General features: G+C 35.4%; 14 protein-coding genes. All 14 read right to left on the reverse strand.

Features of this window, described 5'->3' with window-relative positions; genetic code table 11:
• Nucleotides 1-202: 202 nt before the first annotated feature.
• Nucleotides 203-1,645: an alpha-L-fucosidase gene (locus BUA76_RS07525; protein ID WP_072884191.1), complete on the reverse strand. Its 1,443-nt coding sequence runs from the start codon at nt 1,643-1,645 to the stop codon at nt 203-205.
• 177 nt (nt 1,646-1,822) lie between these two features.
• Complete coding sequence (locus BUA76_RS07530) at nt 1,823-2,725, reverse strand: TIGR01777 family oxidoreductase (RefSeq protein ID WP_072884192.1); 903 nt, start codon at nt 2,723-2,725, stop codon at nt 1,823-1,825.
• A gap of 388 nt (nt 2,726-3,113) precedes the next feature.
• Nucleotides 3,114-3,797, reverse strand: coding sequence for a YqjF family protein (locus tag BUA76_RS07540; RefSeq protein WP_317041290.1), 684 nt, complete (start codon nt 3,795-3,797; stop codon nt 3,114-3,116).
• A 236-nt stretch (nt 3,798-4,033) separates the two neighbouring features.
• Nucleotides 4,034-4,537: an SRPBCC family protein gene (locus BUA76_RS07545; RefSeq protein ID WP_072884194.1), complete on the reverse strand. Its 504-nt coding sequence runs from the start codon at nt 4,535-4,537 to the stop codon at nt 4,034-4,036.
• Entirely contained in the window at nt 4,530-4,937 is a 408-nt protein-coding gene (locus tag BUA76_RS07550; protein ID WP_072884195.1) for a hypothetical protein, read from the reverse strand. The genes BUA76_RS07545 and BUA76_RS07550 overlap by 8 nt, the downstream gene beginning before the upstream one ends.
• A 77-nt stretch (nt 4,938-5,014) precedes the next feature.
• Nucleotides 5,015-5,419, reverse strand: coding sequence for a hypothetical protein (locus tag BUA76_RS07555; RefSeq protein WP_072884196.1), 405 nt, complete (start codon nt 5,417-5,419; stop codon nt 5,015-5,017).
• Nucleotides 5,420-5,425: 6 nt separating this feature from the next.
• Nucleotides 5,426-5,770 carry a hypothetical protein gene (locus BUA76_RS07560; RefSeq protein ID WP_072884197.1) on the reverse strand — a complete coding sequence of 115 codons (345 nt, stop codon included), beginning with the start codon at nt 5,768-5,770 and terminating at the stop codon, nt 5,426-5,428.
• 49 nt (nt 5,771-5,819) lie between these two features.
• Nucleotides 5,820-6,191 carry a hypothetical protein gene (locus tag BUA76_RS07565; protein ID WP_072884198.1) on the reverse strand — a complete coding sequence of 124 codons (372 nt, stop codon included), beginning with the start codon at nt 6,189-6,191 and terminating at the stop codon, nt 5,820-5,822.
• Nucleotides 6,192-6,326: 135 nt separating this feature from the next.
• A complete protein-coding gene (locus BUA76_RS07570; RefSeq protein WP_072884199.1) occupies nt 6,327-6,830 on the reverse strand; it encodes a GbsR/MarR family transcriptional regulator in 504 nt (167 codons plus the stop codon).
• A 121-nt stretch (nt 6,831-6,951) separates the two neighbouring features.
• Nucleotides 6,952-8,928, reverse strand: coding sequence for a vWA domain-containing protein (locus BUA76_RS07575; RefSeq protein ID WP_083573187.1), 1,977 nt, complete (start codon nt 8,926-8,928; stop codon nt 6,952-6,954).
• An 88-nt stretch (nt 8,929-9,016) separates the two neighbouring features.
• On the reverse strand, nt 9,017-13,552 hold the full coding sequence (locus BUA76_RS07580) for a TonB-dependent receptor plug domain-containing protein (protein WP_072884200.1): 4,536 nt from the start codon (nt 13,550-13,552) through the stop codon (nt 9,017-9,019).
• A 3-nt stretch (nt 13,553-13,555) separates the two neighbouring features.
• Nucleotides 13,556-16,324 (reverse strand): hypothetical protein, encoded by a 2,769-nt coding sequence (locus tag BUA76_RS07585; RefSeq protein ID WP_072884201.1) that lies wholly within the window; start codon nt 16,322-16,324, stop codon nt 13,556-13,558.
• 95 nt (nt 16,325-16,419) lie between these two features.
• Nucleotides 16,420-17,526 carry a hypothetical protein gene (locus BUA76_RS07590; RefSeq protein WP_072884202.1) on the reverse strand — a complete coding sequence of 369 codons (1,107 nt, stop codon included), beginning with the start codon at nt 17,524-17,526 and terminating at the stop codon, nt 16,420-16,422.
• An 11-nt stretch (nt 17,527-17,537) separates the two neighbouring features.
• The gene (locus BUA76_RS07595; protein WP_072884203.1) at nt 17,538-18,053 is read right to left on the reverse strand and encodes an RNA polymerase sigma factor; all 516 of its coding nucleotides are present in this window, start codon (nt 18,051-18,053) and stop codon (nt 17,538-17,540) included.

Genomic DNA, 18,053 nt, shown 5'->3' on the forward strand with positions numbered 1-18,053 from the left:
AAGTTCAAGACTTGGAACTCTTCGCTAAAAATAAAATCTGTTCTCTAAAAATTCTAAAACTCGTGCGAATTTAATATTTGTTCTTCGGTTCAATATTGTTAACGCGCTCAAACAGTAGAACTTTCTTAACGCTCACATATTTCATTTTCTTAACGCTCCGATTTCCTATGTCATTTTGATATCAAATAGTCTACAATTTGAACTATTGTCTAATTTGAATTACGGTTGAATATTTCAATTGATTTCTTTCTTCCGGCAAATCAACTTTAATTACATTTCCTGATTGTTTCCATTGAATTTTATTTTTTAATCCTAAAACTTTTAGTGATTTTGGTTTAAAATTCTCCGGAATGGTAAAATTTAATGTTGATGGAGATTTATAATTTGTTTTTTCGTCCAGGTGAAAAATATTCACTGTTTTTCCGTCTTTGCTTTGGGTGTAGTAAAAGTTACCGTCGTGGTAGGGAGCTACACTTCTGGTTGCAAAAACAGCCGATTGGTTTTGATCCATCCAGTCCGAAATTTCTTTCAGCCTTTCGTAAACAATGGCATCATAATCTCCGTTTGGTCCCGGAGCAATATTCATCAGGTAATTTCCACCTCGTGAAATGATTTTTACCAATGTTTCGATAATTTTCTGCGAAGATTTATAGTTATCATTTGGGACATATGAAAATGAATCTCCCATCGTGATGCAGCTTTCCCACGGAACAGAGAGCGGTTTTTCCGGAACGGCCTGCTCCGGTGTTATGTAATTTTCCCACTTTCCGGGAACAGTACGGTCTACGATGATGATTCCAGGCTGATTTTTTCGGGCCATCGTTCCGATTTTATCCATATCGATATCCTGTTCGACTTTGATGGTTCGCTGCCATTCAACATTAGGATCGATGGTATAAAACGGGCGCACCCAGCCGCCGTCCAGCCAGAGAATGTCTATTTTTCCATATTTGGAGGTGATTTCATTGAGCTGATTGAAAGTAAACGTTTTGAAGCTTTCCCATTTTTCGGGATATTTTTTAGGATCATAATTTACATTCCTGTCTTTTGGCGGAAAGTAGGACCACCAGTAATCGTCAGAATGCCAGTCGGGTTTTGAAAAATAGGCCCCGATCTTAAATCCTTCTTTCCGGAACGTATTAAAAATCTCTTTCGTAACATCTGCTTTTGGATTTTTAGAAAAAGGCGTTTTCGGAGAGGTTATTTTATAATCAGATTGTTGTGTGTCAAACATGGCGAAACCATCATGATGTTTGGTGGTGAATACTACATATTTCATTCCTGCTTTTTTTACAGCATCCGCCCATTTTTGCGGATTAAACTGTACCGGATTGAAAGTTGTCTGGAGGTTTTCGTAGTTTTTTACATATTCATAGTATGACTTTCCATGTTCGGGTTTTCTTTGGGTCCAGGATTCATCTTCCGGGCAGAGGCTCCAGCTTTCGACAATTCCCCATTGGCTGTATGTTCCCCAGTGCATGAACAATCCGAATTTAAGATCCTGCCAGTTTTCAAGATTCTGAACAACCAAAGGATCATCCGGTTTCTGATACCCTTCTGAAACATTGTGTGCCTGTGAAAAAAATACAGATGAGATAAATAAAGCGGAGAGAAATACGGTTTTAGTTTTTAGCCTGATGAACATGCAGTTTCGTTTTTGCTAAATTAGTGTTTAACTACAAAAGGCGCAAAAGTTTTCTTGATACATAACCTATTTAGATTTTTGAAATATTTTAGAACACATCAGTTGAAATCAAAGATTATTTAGATATTATGAATCTTTGCGAGACCGGTTTTTGAAATTACAATATGCTTTTCATGATCATTCAGATTGCATTAAATTTTTAAAAGCAGATTCTACTGTTGGATATGAAAATTCAAATCCGCTTTTGATTAATTTTTCTGGATAAATATTTCGGCTTTTCAGTAATAATTCGGTTTCTGTCTTTAGAAATAGTGACGCTATTTCCAGTTGCCAGATTGGCGCATTCAATCCGAAAGGTATTTTCATTTCTTTTCTTAATTTCTTCATGAATTCCTGGTTTGACAAAGGATTTGGAGCGGTTATATTAATTTCCTCGGAGATATTTTCCTGAGCAATGATGAATTCTACCGCCCTGCAAAAATCCTGAATATGAATCCAGCTTATGTTCTGGTTGCCTCTTCCCTGTTTTCCTCCCAACCCGAGTTTTGTGAGCATTTTTAATTTAGGAAAAGCGCCGCCATTATTTCCTAACACAATGGAAGTTCGTAAAGCAATTTTTCGCACATTTTCAGTTTTTACTTTAAAAAATTCGCTTTCCCAACTTTTGCAGATATTCATGGAGAAATCATCACCGATTACCCCGTTTTCCTCTGTATTTAAATGTGTTTCTGAATGAATATAAATTGTTGCCGAACTTGCATTTAACCAAACTTTAGGCTTATTGATACATTCATTAACTGCCTGCTGAAGAACTTTTGTACTTTCTATTCTGGATGAAAATATTTCCTTTTTGTTTTTGTCTGTATAACGGCAATCGACAGATTTTCCGGCAAGGTTGATAATAATATCGGCATTTTCAAGGATACTTTTCCATTCGCCCAACGTTTTTGCATCCCAGCAGATTTCATTTTTATGCTTTGGATTACGCGTTAAAACATACACCTGATGTCCTTTTTCAGTAAAATAATTTTTGAGGTTTTTGCCGAGAAATCCGGTTCCGGCAGCGATGATTATTTTCATTTGTTGAGATTGAGGTTGATTGGTTTACTTTGTTTAATAGGACTTCATCCTACTTTTTTATATATCGCCACTTCGTGGCTCTGCCTTAATTACGCCAGATTTTGACGACCTTTATTGTTATATAAATTATTAATAATACCGTAATGATGCATTCTATAATTAAAATTGTAATAAAATAAAGTGGAAAAATTTTTATAATATTTTGTTGAAATAGTAGAAAGGCCGAGATAAAAAATAGATTTAAAATATATCTGAATAGTAGTTTTATTTTAATTTTTTCAAAAATCATATTTATAATAACCAAAGAAGCTATTGGAAAAACAATTGATGAAACTATGAGTAAGAAAATAACAAAACCTAAATCAATGGGGGCTCCTATCATGAGTTTTTACACTAAATATTTTTTTGTTTTGACTTCAATTTCAGAGCCTTCTGCAAGCATTACAGAAATTGGTTTTTCATGATTTAAACATTCGAAATGTCTTCCATAACTGGCTTTAAAGTCTATGTTAAGCCGATAATTTTTTACCTGATAATAGTCCCATTTTGGGTGGCAGACTTCATATTCCGAAGTTTTATCTGCCTTTTTAGTAAAACCGAAATAATGCTCGGTAATAAACTCGAATTCGGAATCGGATTCCATTTTCAGAGCCTCACTTTCTGCAGAAATTTTGATGGAGTGCCAAGATTTATCCTTCCATGAATATTTTATCAGCAATTCTTCGTCTTTTTGATGAATCAGATTCTTCATCGGTCTGGTATTGTAATTTTCTTTGTACACCAAATTGGCAATAAAACTTAAGGCCGGTTTCGGAACGATTTCTTTGATGAAAACAACTCCTCTTTTCCATTCTGTTCCTTCTTTTTTCCTGACATAAAATCTTAGGTTAACCTCTTCAAAATTTTGATGAAAAGGGATTGGAAGCCCTAATAACTTTGTATTGAGAAACATAAATCCAACAAGGCTGATATAACATTTTCCCTGATAAAAATCGAGTTCGGTTCCTTTTGGAAGATAGGTATGAGAATTTCGGGGCTGATTTCGTAATTGATGATGGCTAATTTTCGCCATTCGGCTTTTAGGAAGTTCATTGTTTTTATGGATTGAGGTTAAGGTTAAGGTTAAGGTTAAGGTTAAGGTAAGGTTGAGGTTGAGGTTGAGATAATGCTAAGTTTAATTTGAAAGCTCAAGAGTTTCTTGACACATGAGTCACCTAAGTTTATTGTAATGCTTGAAAATATTTTAGAACACATTAAAAAATCTACTATTTTCTAAATATTACTTATGGATTACTCATTATAATTTTTCTAATACTGACTGTTTTGACGCTCGCTTCGCTCGCGCCGATCTTCTTTCTGTATTCTGTATTCTGCAGCAATCTTTATCTGTTCGTTGTGTTTCAAAAGAAATCTTTTCATATAGCTTTTAAGAAAAATTTCATTAAAGATCTTCCCGATAATACCGTAGGGAGAGTGAAACTCGAAAATATCGGTCATAACTGTATTTTCGGCCTGCTGTCTAAAAATATGCTGATGTTCCATGGATTTAAAGGCTCCTTTTTGCATGATGTCTGTGAAATAAAAAGGCTTTTCCATACTTGTAATTTTAACCGTTAATGTCTGATAAATTCCCAGATGCTTTGCTCTCCAGGTAACCGTTTCGCCTTCTTCGATGAGTCCGGAAGTTCGTCCTGCAATTGCTTTTTCGCCTGTTCCAGGAACTGACTTCTGATGAAAATCAATATCTCTTGATAAATCGAAAACGGTTTGGATATCGGCTTTTATTACGGTTGTTAATTGAATTTCAGGCATGATCTATTGTTTTATTATCTTCTTTATCATAAAAACTGATCACAAGAGACTGAATCATAAGAACAGGCGATAGTATGATCCAAGAGATGGGAATCCATTCAAAAAAACTAAAATCAACTTCAATTTTAATCAAATTAAATACAATGAACAGCAAAAAAGTGATTACAATATACGTTGAAACAAAAATATACACTTTCCTGGAATCTGTTTTTGGGTATTCTTTAGACAAAAACTTAATTATATTTAAAGAATACTGAACAAAAGCAATGAGAAAGAATTCTACAAAGATGCTGATGTATAAAAAATCCTTTTGTGTCACAGCTATTGCAAGAATAGTGGTAAGAAACAGGATAAATAACGTTTGCTGAATTCTGGGATCGTAGCTAATTAAAGTTTTCATGGGTATTAATTTAAAGGTTTAAAAAGTCTCCTCTTGTTCTTTTGTTTTGTACTTTGAATGTAAAATACATCCAGATTTTAAAGATGAATGTTTTCATTTTTAGTGATTTTATGTTTGTTCATAGCGTGTTTACGGCCTTTCAGGAAAAGAAGAAGGTTCAGAAGCATCATGATTCCGAGGTAAATAGAAAATTTACCGATCTTTTCGCTCATATTTACCACAAGACTTTCCACTGTTTCTATTCTGTAAAACTCGATGATGCATAAGGCAAAACCAACATTCAGAAGATAAAATCCGATTTTAAAAAGAGAGTTTGTGGCCATCGCAATATCTTCTTTCTGGTGAAAAATATCGATCATAAAAATTTTTGAATTTTTGAACAGAAATTGTGAAACAAAAACAGTGAGCGCGATGACAATAGGCAAATAGATCATATACGCTGAAAAATTGTACGTTGCTGTGGTGAGGCTTGTTGCTGTCATAATTGTTTATTTTATGGTTAAATTTTTTCTTAAAAGATACAGTGTAAAAATGTTGATGTAATGCAATACACAAAGAATCAGCATGATATTCCCGATGCGTATTGCTGTTACTGCAAGTACCTGTTCAGGGGAAGTAATCTTGTCCCAGGTTGTAAGACTGATGGCAATATATCCCAGGTTAATCAGATAATAACAGCCTAGAAGTATCCGGTTGATCGTAAGGCAAAGATTTTTGTCATGGATGAGGTATTCCAGGTAGAGTTTTCCTTCGTGATAACATCTTCTTCCGACATCAACGGTAATATATGATGCGGCTGCGAGAAAAATCAGGTATGAGATAATATTAAACATCTTGTAGTTTTTATATTTTCAATAAATATTGAAACAAAAAGTCAAAAAATTAATCTGTAATGTTTGGTTGATAAGATTCAATCAAATGAAATCCGTAGGCAATATAATACATATTGAAAAGTACTCCTCCGATGCCCATGAAGTAAAATATCAAATCCCTATTGGAATCTAAAGAAAATACGGCTGTAAAATAAATAATAACGAAAAATAAAATAACACCGAAGAAATAATATTGATGAAATTTACTTTTACTAATCAAAACTCTTAACAAAAAACCTAATATATTTGACACACCAACAAAGAAAAGTACGATGAAAAATTTGGCAATAGCTTGGTCATAGTCGACAAAGATATATATAAGACCAGCAAAGCTCACCAATGTCTGGAATATCGTTTCTGCTTTTAAAATTTTAAGTTTCATGATTTATTTTTAATGTTATTATATTTTCAATAATTTTTGAAAGTTTATTTGAAATAAAAAAGGATCTGTTCCTTTTTTATCTTATTCTTTTTAAATTCTTCATACCGTGTTGCAGCGTTCAGAATGACCTGTTTTTCATTTCAACAAATTTGTGATTTTCCCAACCAGCCAGTGATCATCACTTTTTATGGCAAGATCCATGATATTGTTGATCTTTCCTGTTACGGAACTGAAATCTTCCATTAATCTAATGAATTCTTTTGCTTCTTCAGAATCTTTATCTTCTATATTTTTCAGTTCTTCCAGGAATGAAATGACCGGTTCAATCTCTCTTTTTCTTCTTTCTTTCGTAATCTGTTTAAACAAAAACCAAACATCTTTTTCGGCAACAAAATATTCTTTACGGTCTCCTTTTATAAATTCCTTTCTAACAATTCCCCAGTCCATTAAAGCGCGGAGATTCATATTGGCATTTCCTCTTGAAATTTCAAGCTGCTCCATCACCTCATCGGTAGAGAGCGGTTTTCCGGTTGCCAAAAGCAATGCATGAACCTGAGCCATGGTACGGTTGATTCCCCAGTTGGTAGCAAACGTTCCCCAGGTCTGAATGTATTTTTCTTTTGCTTCTGAAAGTTTCATCTTAATTCATTTCTTTTACAAATGTAATTATATTTTTTGAATTTTCAATAATTTTTGAAAATTAATTTTTAAAAAAAACAGACATTCCTTGTGAGAGTGCCTGTTTGAATCTAATTTTAATTTACTTATTAATTTGTTTGTATTCTTTAATCAAATCCACAAATCCTTTTCTGTCTCCATCTCTGTCTTCACCCTTACTATCCTTTGCCAATTTTTCAATTGCTTCTAAATCTTTTCCGGTAATAAATTGAGAATCTCTTAAGACCAATCCGAACCAGGCAACCGATGAAGCAAATTTAAAGTCTTTACTTTCGGCCTGGGATTTAGCATTATTTATGGTGTGAACAATTTCAGAACTTTTCGATCCATGAGGTTTTTTGTATCTGAATTTTACGGTCCCTAATTCGTCTTCAAACTTTTGGCTGCCTGAAGTCGAGCTATATTTAAGCTTATTTTGTTTTGGTAAAAATTTAGAATTGACATTAGCAGGAATTATTTCATACAATGCCGTTACGGTATGTCCACTTCCTAATTCTCCCGCATCAATTTTATCGTTTGCAAAATCTTCATTTCTCAGTTTTCTGTTTTCATATCCTATCAATCTGTAGGATTGAACGTATTTAGGATTAAATTCAATCTGAATTTTTACATCTTTAGCAATGGTATAGATGTTTCCGGCAAATTCTCTTCCCAGAAACTTATTGGCTTCCTGAAGATTATCGATATAGGCATAGTTTCCATTTCCTTTATCTGCAAGCGTTTCCATTTTGTTGTCTTTATAATTTCCCATCCCATATCCCAGACAGGTAAGGAAAACTCCGGATTTTCTTTTTTCTTCAATCAGTCTCTCAAGATCTGCTTCCGAAGAAACACCCACATTAAAATCTCCGTCTGTTGCCAAGATCACGCGATTGTTTCCACCTTTTATAAAGCTTTTCTGCGCCAGTTTATAAGCAAGCTCAATTCCTGCGCCGCCTGCCGTACTGCCTCCTGCTTGAAGTCTTTCCAAGGCCTCTGTAATTTTTCTTTTCTCTGCCACTGAAGTAGAAGGCAATACAACACCTGCACTTCCGGCATACACCACGATTGCCACTTTGTCTACCGGTCTCAACTGATCCAGCAATATCTTTAATGAAGATTTTAGCAGCGGCAGTTTGTTTTCATAGGCCATAGAACCAGAAGTGTCAACCAGGAAAACCATATTGGACGGGGGAAGATTATTCATCGGGATGTTTTTTCCTTTCAGTCCTATTTTAAGCAACTGATGATTAGGATTCCACGGACTTTTCCCAATTTCCGTACTGATAGAAAAAGACTGGTTATTTTTAGGCTGAGGATAATCATATTTAAAATAATTAATCATCTCCTCCACTCTCACTGCATTTTTATCGACTCTGCCATATTCTATCATTCTTCTTACATTGGAATACGAAGCATTATCCGTATCAATGGAAAAAGTCGAAAGCGGCTGATTTTTTGTTAATTCAAAAGGATTTTCAACCAAAGCGTTGTATTCTTCATCGTTATAATCAATATAATTTTTTGAAACTTTTTTTACTGTTTTTTTATCAAACTCATTGTCATATACTTTTCCCAAGTTAGGTCTGAATGAAGATTCAACTTCCATAGCCACCATTGCTTTCGGTTTTGGGCAGCCATTATATTCCGGCATTCCGGGAACAGTGGGACAGGCATCGTCTTTATCGAGAATACCGTCACCATCTGTATCCGGCCACGGACAGCCGTTGTTTTCTGCCGGTCCGGCAACTGTAGGACAGGCATCGTCTTTATCAATAATTCCGTCTCCGTCGGTATCAGGAAAAGGACAACCATTATTTTGAGCTGGTCCACGAACATCTTTGCACTGATCGTCTTTATCGGGAACGCCGTCTCCATCAAAATCCGGCCACGGACAGCCTTTGTTTTCAACCGGTCCGGATATTTCAGGACATTTGTCACGTCTGTTTTTTACACCGTCCTGATCTTTGTCTTTTTTAATGCTTAATTTTTTAGTCTCTTTTTGTTCATCTGCCACCGTTTTGGTTTTACACGCCATCAATAATCCTAAAACCAGTATTGTTGTTCCTAATTTTTTCATATCTATTAATTTATCACTCTTCTTTTATTCTATATTCAAGGATGCAGATTTTCGGAAAAGTTTCAGCTGAAAGGAAATATTTTTTACATCAGGGTTGAATTTTAACATTTATTCCTTCGTTCCAGAATTTTTTTTCAGGCATATAATAGAGGTATACGTTGCCGGCTTTCCCGGTATATTCTCCGGCAAATTCTACTTTCAGATCAAGGTTAATTGTTTTCGTTTCGTTGGCATTGAAATGTTCCCAATATAAAACGAGATAATTATCAAAAATCTCATAGTAAGAAAATTGTTTTTTATCCAGTAAGTCTTTTAACAAAGCATTTTGCAAAGTTAATCCTGCCGGAATTCCGATTTTTGCGGTAACCATCGGAAGTTTATTATTCACTTTATTAGAAACCTTTACGGTCATTCTGTTCGTATCTCCTGTTTTTGCCTTCTCAGAACTTAATGATGTTGTCATTGTTACCGGAATATCTGCGTTTTGCGGAGCTTTTAACGTGTAAAATCCATAATCCAGTTTATAAGGAAGGCCTTTTCCGGACGGGTAATTGATGTTAAGAGTATTGCCTCCGGTTTTATAAGCAGAAGCCACAGAATTATTGGCTTTAATTTCTGCGTTGTTAATTGTTATGAATGGCTTTTCTGTTCCGTACAGCTTTTCGTTTTCAGTAAAGAATGATGATAAAGCTTCCAGTGCCAGTGTTGTAGCCTGGGTTGATCCAAAACCATAATAACCATTCAAATTAATCAGTTCATCCGCTATTTCCGCTATTTTTAGCATATTCACCTTTCTATCTTTCTGCAAAGCCGTGAGATAAAGCGCCATTGTTTCAGAATTCGCTGAAAACCCACCGGAGCCTGTGAAGGTGATCTTTGTTTTTATATTTCTTTCATTAAACTGCTTATTAAGAATTTCAATGAGTTTCTGATATTCATTGTTTTTGCCCAAATTGGCTGCAATATTGGCCATCAAAGCCAGCTGGTAAGAATCTTTTTTTGCCACTGCCCGTTTCAGGCTTATCTCGTAGGCTTCATCAAGGTTGCGGATTCCGGTTTTTGATAATGCATATAAAACATACATATTTCTAGACCATGCAAAATCTGAAAAAGCTTCATTTTTTTCATAATCTCTTCTTACTTCAAAAATTCCGTTTTGGTTCTTTTTTGATAGGATAAATGCGGTAAGATCCTGAATGATTTTAGGTTCAATGTTTATGTATTTTTTTAAATCTTTAAATTCAAGCAATGCAAAAGCAGAAAGAGAAACATCCGATTCCGAAGACCCGAAATAAGAAAATCCGCCATCCCGATTTCTGTAGCTCAGCATTTTCTGAAATCCTTTTTTGAGATTCCTGATCACCTGAACTTCCGTTTCAGGAGTGATTTTTTTACTGAGTTTTAAATAATCCAGGATAAAAGTATTGGGATAAACGGTTGATGAAAGCTGTTCAAAACATCCGTGAGGTTCTCTTTTTAAACGTTCAATATCTTCAAACATCTGCAAAGCAGTATTTTCGTACACATAATATGAAGAGTAGAAACTGCCGTCAATATAATCCGGAATATTGATGCTGATGCTTTCAGTTTTATTATTGATTATTGAATGATGATACGGAAAGCCTTTTTCTTCCACTTTAAAAGGCAGAATCATCGTTTCCCTGAAATCTCCGGATCTGATGGTAAATTGTATGTTTGAGGCAATTACTTCATTTGTACGGATTTTCACAAACAATTTTCCGGATTCTAGAGGTTTTAACGTAATCGCACTATCGGATTCCACAAGGCTGACACGATTCGGAACAATAACATCCATGACCATTTTCCTGGTTTCCGGCGAATTGTTTTTAACGACGACAGGAATAATCATCTCATCTGTTCTTGTTACATATTGAGGTAATTTGGCATCAATGGAAATAAGACTTTGTGCGGCATACGTTGTTTCATCCCGCCCGATTTGCCCGGAAGAAGAGATTCCTTCCGTTATAATCCTGAAAGCAGAATTGGCATCAGAATTATAAAATTCCACCTGTGCTTTTCCGTCTTTTCCTGTCTCCACAACGGGATTCCAGTAAAGTGTTTCGCGATAATCATACCGATATGCTGTGTTGGCAGTTGTATAGACCGGGTAAGAAAAACGCCTGGAATATTCATACGAAACAAGGCTGTCACGCGGTATATTCAATAATGCGTAATAGGATCTGGGTGTAATATCAAATTTAATTTTAGAACGATTATTTTTATAAGAATTGATGATCACGACGCCATTTGCGCCTCTGTTTCCGTAAATGGATGTTGCGGCTGCATCTTTTAAAACAGTTAGACTATTAATATCATTCGGGTTAATCGTTGTCTTAAAATTTTCTACAGGGACACCGTCAACAATATACAAAGGCGTTTTATTGGCTAAAGAAGTATTTCCTCTGATCTGCACATTGATGTAGCCTCCCGGTTGACCTGAAGGTGAAACTACAATTCCTGCGGCTTTTCCGGACAATATAGAAGATAACTCAGGGGTGCCAAATTCATTGTTTTCAACTACATTAGATGCAACAGTACTATATTTTTTTGTAAGGGTCTGCGAATAACCCAGAACAATAACTTCTTCAATTTCTTGAGATTTTATTGTATCGCTTATGCCTTTTTTGTTTAATACCGAAGTATTCTGTTTGTTTTCAATGGAATATGTTGATTTTTTTGCTTCATCATCAGATACCTTTTTCTCTTCTTTTAAAGTTTCCTTTACAATTTCTTCAATGTCTATATTATTTATTGTTTTTTTGCCTAAAGGGTTTACAGGTAGTTTATAAGATAAGATACGGATTTTAACCTGCTGTTTCGGCTGGTGAGATTTTGCAATCAGTTTGAGGGGATATTTTTTGCTTAAATCATAAAAGTAAAATAAACCGTCTTCAGAAGTTGTCTGTTTCAGGATTATGCTGTCTCTTACGAGGAATACATCAGCTTTTACGGGCTTTCCATTTTCATCTTCTACAATTCCGTACACCGGATTTTTCTTTTCCGGAAGATACTTGTATTTCTTCTTCTGAAGAACTTCGGGAGTCATTTCAAAATATCTGTAGCCGTTGGTAAGCATTACCAGATCAAGGCTTTTACATCTTTTCTCTTCTTTTTTATCGAAATAAAACTGGGGTCTTTCAATTTTCCCTTTCAATTCAGAATCAAGGAGCAGCCAGGAAATGATATGGTTTTGCTTGTCGTCTGCGTACGTCCATAATTTATCATCGACAACACTCAGCGCTACATTTGCCGGAACCGGATTATTATTTTCGTCTGTAGTTTCGATATTGAGAACAACTTTCTCCCGCGGGAGGTAGTTTTGTTTTACAGGTTTTACTTTTACAGTCATCTGCCTGTTTTCATTCGCAAAAACAATACGTTCTGCCAACGGAACATTGTCTTCAAAAACCGTAAATCTGCAAATTCCGGCAGGAAGCTCATTTTCAGGAATTTCCAGTTGAGCGGCTCCGTTTTTTACCGGGATTATTCTGTGATACATTTCTTTTCCGCGAAAGCTTCCTTTAATGGTAAGTGTTTTTTCTTCGGTTGAAATGATTTTAAAATAGATTTTCCGGTTTTCTTTTTTCAGGTTAAGTACAACGCCTCCGTCTTTTGCTGCAGGAAATTGATACACTGTGGAAATATTTCCGGGTTTAAGAACTTTTGCGTAATAGCTTTCAGCTCTTTCAGGTGTAAAATAAAAATTTCCCATCCCGAAATGATACGCTGAGGTTTCTGCAACCTTCTGATGATTCCGGTTGAAAATTTCTAACGTGGCATCAACCGGTTTTCCGTATTCATCCAGAATTTTATAAGCTATATTCTGTTCAATTCCGTTGATAAGAGTTCCGCCTTCCGGCATAAACTGTACATCAAGATTATTCAGGACAATCGGGATATTTCGGGAAATGGATTCTGTAAATCCGTCGAAATTTATTTTAATATTCAGCAGAGCATCAGAAGATTTCAGCACTGTGGGAAGCTTAAATTTCAGTTGGTTTTTTCCTTCTTTGTCTGTGATAAATTTTCCTTCAGAAATGGTTTCTCCGTGATGTTGTACTGTAAAATTTCCTTCATAAAAAGGAATTGGTAAATTACTAAGGCTTCTCATTGAAAAATCTGCAAATCCCTCATCTCCTGCTCCATAACCTTTTTTAGGAAATTCAAGCTTCATAAGAATCCTTGGAGATACGATTTTCTGGAGGGTAATTTCTTTTTCAAAAACATTTTTCTCGTCTTCGTTCTGCATCCAGTTGGTAAAGGCGCGCAGTTTGTAAATTCCGCCTTTCATATCGCTGTTGAAATAAAAGTATCCTTCAGAATATCCGTTTATGATTTCGTATTTAGCTTTTTTTACCACGCTTCCGCCGGGATCCACAAGCTCAAAATTTACGGTCTTACTCTGGTTCGCAGGGAGGTTGTTTTCTCCCTGTACCGTGTAGATTTTAAAATACATTTCTTCGCCTGGCTTATAAAAAACATGGCTGGTCTGGATATAGGTTTTTTCTTTCTCAAAGTTTTTAAATGGTTCCTGAGCTTTAAAAAAAGAAGCAAAAACCAGAAAAAGTAATCCTGAAACAAATGATATTATTTTGAAATTCATACGCTAAAATTGAAATGAAACCATACAGCCAAAAGTTTTATAAGAAGGAAGATTAAAAAAATCCAGTCCTCTTACGTTATCAGCGTCATAAAAATTCTGGTTAGAATCTGCCCCCTGATTGGCCTGCCAAAGAATAATATTGTTGACATAAAAAGTAATATCCAGCGCTCTTTTAAATTGTCCGACATCAAATTTTGCCGTTAGAGAAATTGTATTAATTTTTATATAATCAGCCTTCTGAACGTAATTTTCCGCAATTCCCAAGTAGCCGTACCGCGTCCATAGGTTCTGCAAAACATCCTGATCCGGATCGTAAAAATCAACAGGAACCTGATTGATATTTCCTGCTGCATTTACTCCCTGAAAAACATAGTTCTTAATATCCCTTTCATTTCCTGATGTTCTAGAGCGTCCGTAATAATCGAGCACTGCCTGAGTTCCGTTCCACAGCTGTCCGCCTTTTTTCCATTCCCAATTAAGATCAAGAGAAAACATTTTATAGCTGAAGTTATGGCTGAATTTCATGATAAAATCGGGTGTAGGATCTGCGATAATCTTCATTCCTTCGGCTTTTTCAGGATATCCTGATTCATCAATGATTATTTCGCCATTGGCATTCCTTTTAAAATAGCTTCCCATTACGGCTCCTAAAATTTCACCTTCGGAAATTGTTTTGTAAATATCCCTGAATCCTGAAACGGCAAGATGATTATACCCTGAATCTACCCTGTCTACCACATCCCGGTATTTGAAAAACGAAGCTTTCTGGCTCATTCTGAAATCCGGACTTAAATAGACATTTTCATAAAAAAAATTCATTTCATATCCGCTGTAGGTGTGATCTGCAATATTTTTGAGCTTTAACCGGTTATTCTGAAAAACAGGAAAAATATCGTTGTTTATTTTGCGGCTAAAATATTCTGCCTCAATGCCTAAATTGTTTCCGGATGTAAGCCTGAAACCCGTTTTCCATTCTTTTGTATCTATATTCGACAGGTTCCGGAATGTATCAACTTCCTGCAGCGGAAAATATTGATTTGAATTCTCAGCGTTAAGTAATGTTGTCGCATAAGAAGCATACGACCTTGTAATTTCCGGTTCGGAACTCAGCCGTGTATAGGTTCCTAAGAGTTTAAAATTAATATTACGCCAGCTGAAAATATCATTGAAGATAATATAAGCACCGGCTTTTGGAAGAAAATAATTATTCTTTAGTGAAGTATTTGAAATATAGAAAGAATTTCCAAGATTTATTCCCGTTTCAAAATCATTGTAATTTTCATAATTCAGTTTGTACTCAAAAATATAATCCTGCGACGTTCTGTGATATGCATATTTTGTATTTTCCAGGCTGTTATCAATATCTGATTGTTGATTGTTAATGATTTGGCTAAAGCTAAATATATTTTCCCAGTCATTTTTATCAGGACTGTATGTTAATAAAATAGAGGAATTATACAATCTGTTATTTTGTATTCTTTCATTCCTTAAACCGCTTAAAAATCCGGAAATTGAAGGTTTATATTCATCAAAATTTCTGAATACGTCATGTTCATAAGATTGGGTAATTTTAAACCTGAAATAGCTCCAATTTCTTACAATAGCGCCATTAAACTGCCTTCTTTTATCACTGTAATTATATTTGTTGTTCTGAAAAAATAAAAATTCAGGATTATCTGCCAGCTCACCATAGCTTCTCTGCAAACCGCCTGGTAAAAATGCGTTTTGTTTATTGGAAAAAGAAGCAGGTGTAAGCAGGGAATTCTGATATGCTCTGTTGAAGAGTCCTATCCTGTTGGAATTGGTTGCTTTATTTTCGTCGTAACTGAACGCAAAATTTAATGAGAACTTTAAAATTTTTGAGCTTAGCTTTGTCTTCAATGAATTGAGAGTATTGTACTGATCAATAAAATAGTTTTGGTTCTTTTGCTGTCCCAATTCCAAAGATAACCGGACCAGGTCATCATTCCTGTATCCATTGCTTTTGATAAATGCACTCAATCTCAGCTGATTATTGTATCCAACTGTTGTTTTGAAAATATCATTTTGATAAGCTTGTGCTGCGGTATTTCCATCAGTTAAGGGAATTAACCTGCCATTCTCATCATATTCATATGGCTGATTATCAAACTGCAAAGAAGAAATATCCGGTCCGAAGCTGAACATTTCGCCTGTTTCAGGGCCTCTCCAAATTAATTTTCCTCCTTCAGACCTTCCCTGTACGTATTGGTTTTGCGTTTCCGTAATAGAATTTCTTTTCTTTACATCAACAGAAGTGGTAAAACTTCCATTAAGCAGCAACAAATTCTGTGAGCGCATCTTTAATTTGAAATGACCTTTACTCACTTCTTTTAGCTTTCTTACTGCGTAATAACCAGAGTTGACCGTTACCCTTTGGCTGGATTTTTCAATGCTGAATTCATCTTTCAGATCTCTGAAAATCAAACTATCATACTCTTTATTTTGAATATTCTCAGCGTTTTTTTTCTCAACCCGACTTTCAAGGATAGATTTCAGCTCTTGCGGATAATAGACTACCGCTTTGTTTTTTCCATTATTCCAAACCAGGGTATCATATTGTTTTGCTGCAATGATTGCGAAACCTTCTTCATCAGTAAGCTCATAAACGCCGCTGTTTTTATTCAGAACTTTTAAAAAATTCTGTGGTTTTTCTTTTTCATTTAAAAAAATCCGGGAATAATACAGCTGCGAATTCTGACCGGAAAAATAATTCACGGCAAGCAAAAAAGATAAATAGTAAACCTTATTCATGGTTTTTGTTATTAAAATTCAGAAAAGAAACTTCTCTCAAAGTCCCTTTCCTGATGTATGATAAAATGGTTATTGATTTTTTTCAATATTTAAGATTATTTTTCGAGAGCTTTCTCTTGCATAAGTTTTTTCAATCTTTGTCTTTCTGCTTTAGAAATATCTTTTGTGATGACTACGATTAAGCCGTGCTTTGCTTTGCCGCCAAATAAGCCGCCGGCTTTTTCTTTACTGATTACAGAAATATTGTCAATTTTTACAGGATCCAGTTTTTTTAGGGTTTCTACATCAGACATTGCTCCGTTGATAACAACCAGAGGCCCGGCTCCCGGCTGAGAATTGGCCAGATATCCCACTGAAATATCCAGTCTTCCAGATCCTGCAGCTCCCGATATAGAATTTATCCTGAGACCAGACGCAATTCCGTTCAGAGAAGTTACAGCCTGTTTTTCACCGAGAAAAGTTCTTTTCCCACCATTTAAAGCAAGAGGTTTGTACTCTTTCGTAGAAGTTTTTTTATAAAGTATTTCGGGTTCCTTCTTTTTTTCATTAAATCCGAATTTTAAATCCGGATATTCATAATCTGCAGTATCTGCAATGGTGCTGAGTTCAGAAATTCTCTTGTTGGAAGCCATTGCATTCATTGAAGCCTTTTCTTTTTTAATTCCCATTGCAATAACTTCTTCTATATTCTGTCTTTTGATGCTGTCCATCATCGCATGTTCTTCAGCAATCTTCGTTATCTCCTTATCAGAAGACGGCGCAGATGTTATTTCTTGAGCCGGATACGTTAATGAGGGAGTGTAAAGTTTGGGTGTTTCATTTCGGGCTAATTTTACAGCAGCAGATGGTACCATTGTTTTTTGAATATTTACTTTTAAAGTACTGTCAGTATTCCGGATATGTTCAGAAATTTGCGGAGAATACGTTTTTTGAATTGTACTCTTGTTTGCAATAACCGGTTGATGAATTGTTGAAGTATCTGCCGTTGAGGTAAAATAAAAAATTCCGGAAGCGATGATCAGACTGGCGGCAATTCCGTAAGGAAGCCATGCAGAGATTTTTCTCTTTTTCTTTTCTTCTTTTTGATCCAGCTTTTCCTCTATTCTGTTCCAAACTTTATCAAACCCCGGAAAAGTTGCAGGTTCTTCTAAAGACTGAGAAGCCTCATTGAAAGTTTTATCAATATCGTGATTATTTTCCATTGTTGTAAAGTTTAAACATTTTGATTCACCAGAAGTTCCTGAAGTTTTTTTCTTGCAAAATTGAGCTGAGATTTTGACGTTCCCTCACTTATGGAGAGCATAGTTGCAATTTCCTTATGAGGATAACCTTCAATGGCAAAAAGATTAAAGATCGCCCTGCAGCCTTCCGGAAGAAAGTTGAGAAGATGCAAAATATCTTTTTCAAAGGAAACATGTTCACCTGCATCGGAACTGATGACATTGTTTTCGTCGAGTGAAATATGTAGCCGCTGAGCTGTTCTGAGTTTTTGAAGGCATTCGTTAACCGTAATTTTCCTGGCCCAGGCTTCAAAAATATCCGGGTTGTGAAGCTGATCTATTTTGGTGAAAATTTTATAAAATGTATCTGCGAGTGCTTCTTCGATATCTTCATCGTTTTTAAGATATCGTCTGCACACCGAATATAGTTTTCCTGCCATCTTTTCATAGACTTTCCGCTGGGCATTGCGGTCGTTCCGCTGACATTGTAGTATTAGCTCTCGTTCCAT

It is taken from the genome of Chryseobacterium takakiae, assembly GCF_900129385.1.
Classification (GTDB): domain Bacteria; phylum Bacteroidota; class Bacteroidia; order Flavobacteriales; family Weeksellaceae; genus Chryseobacterium; species Chryseobacterium takakiae.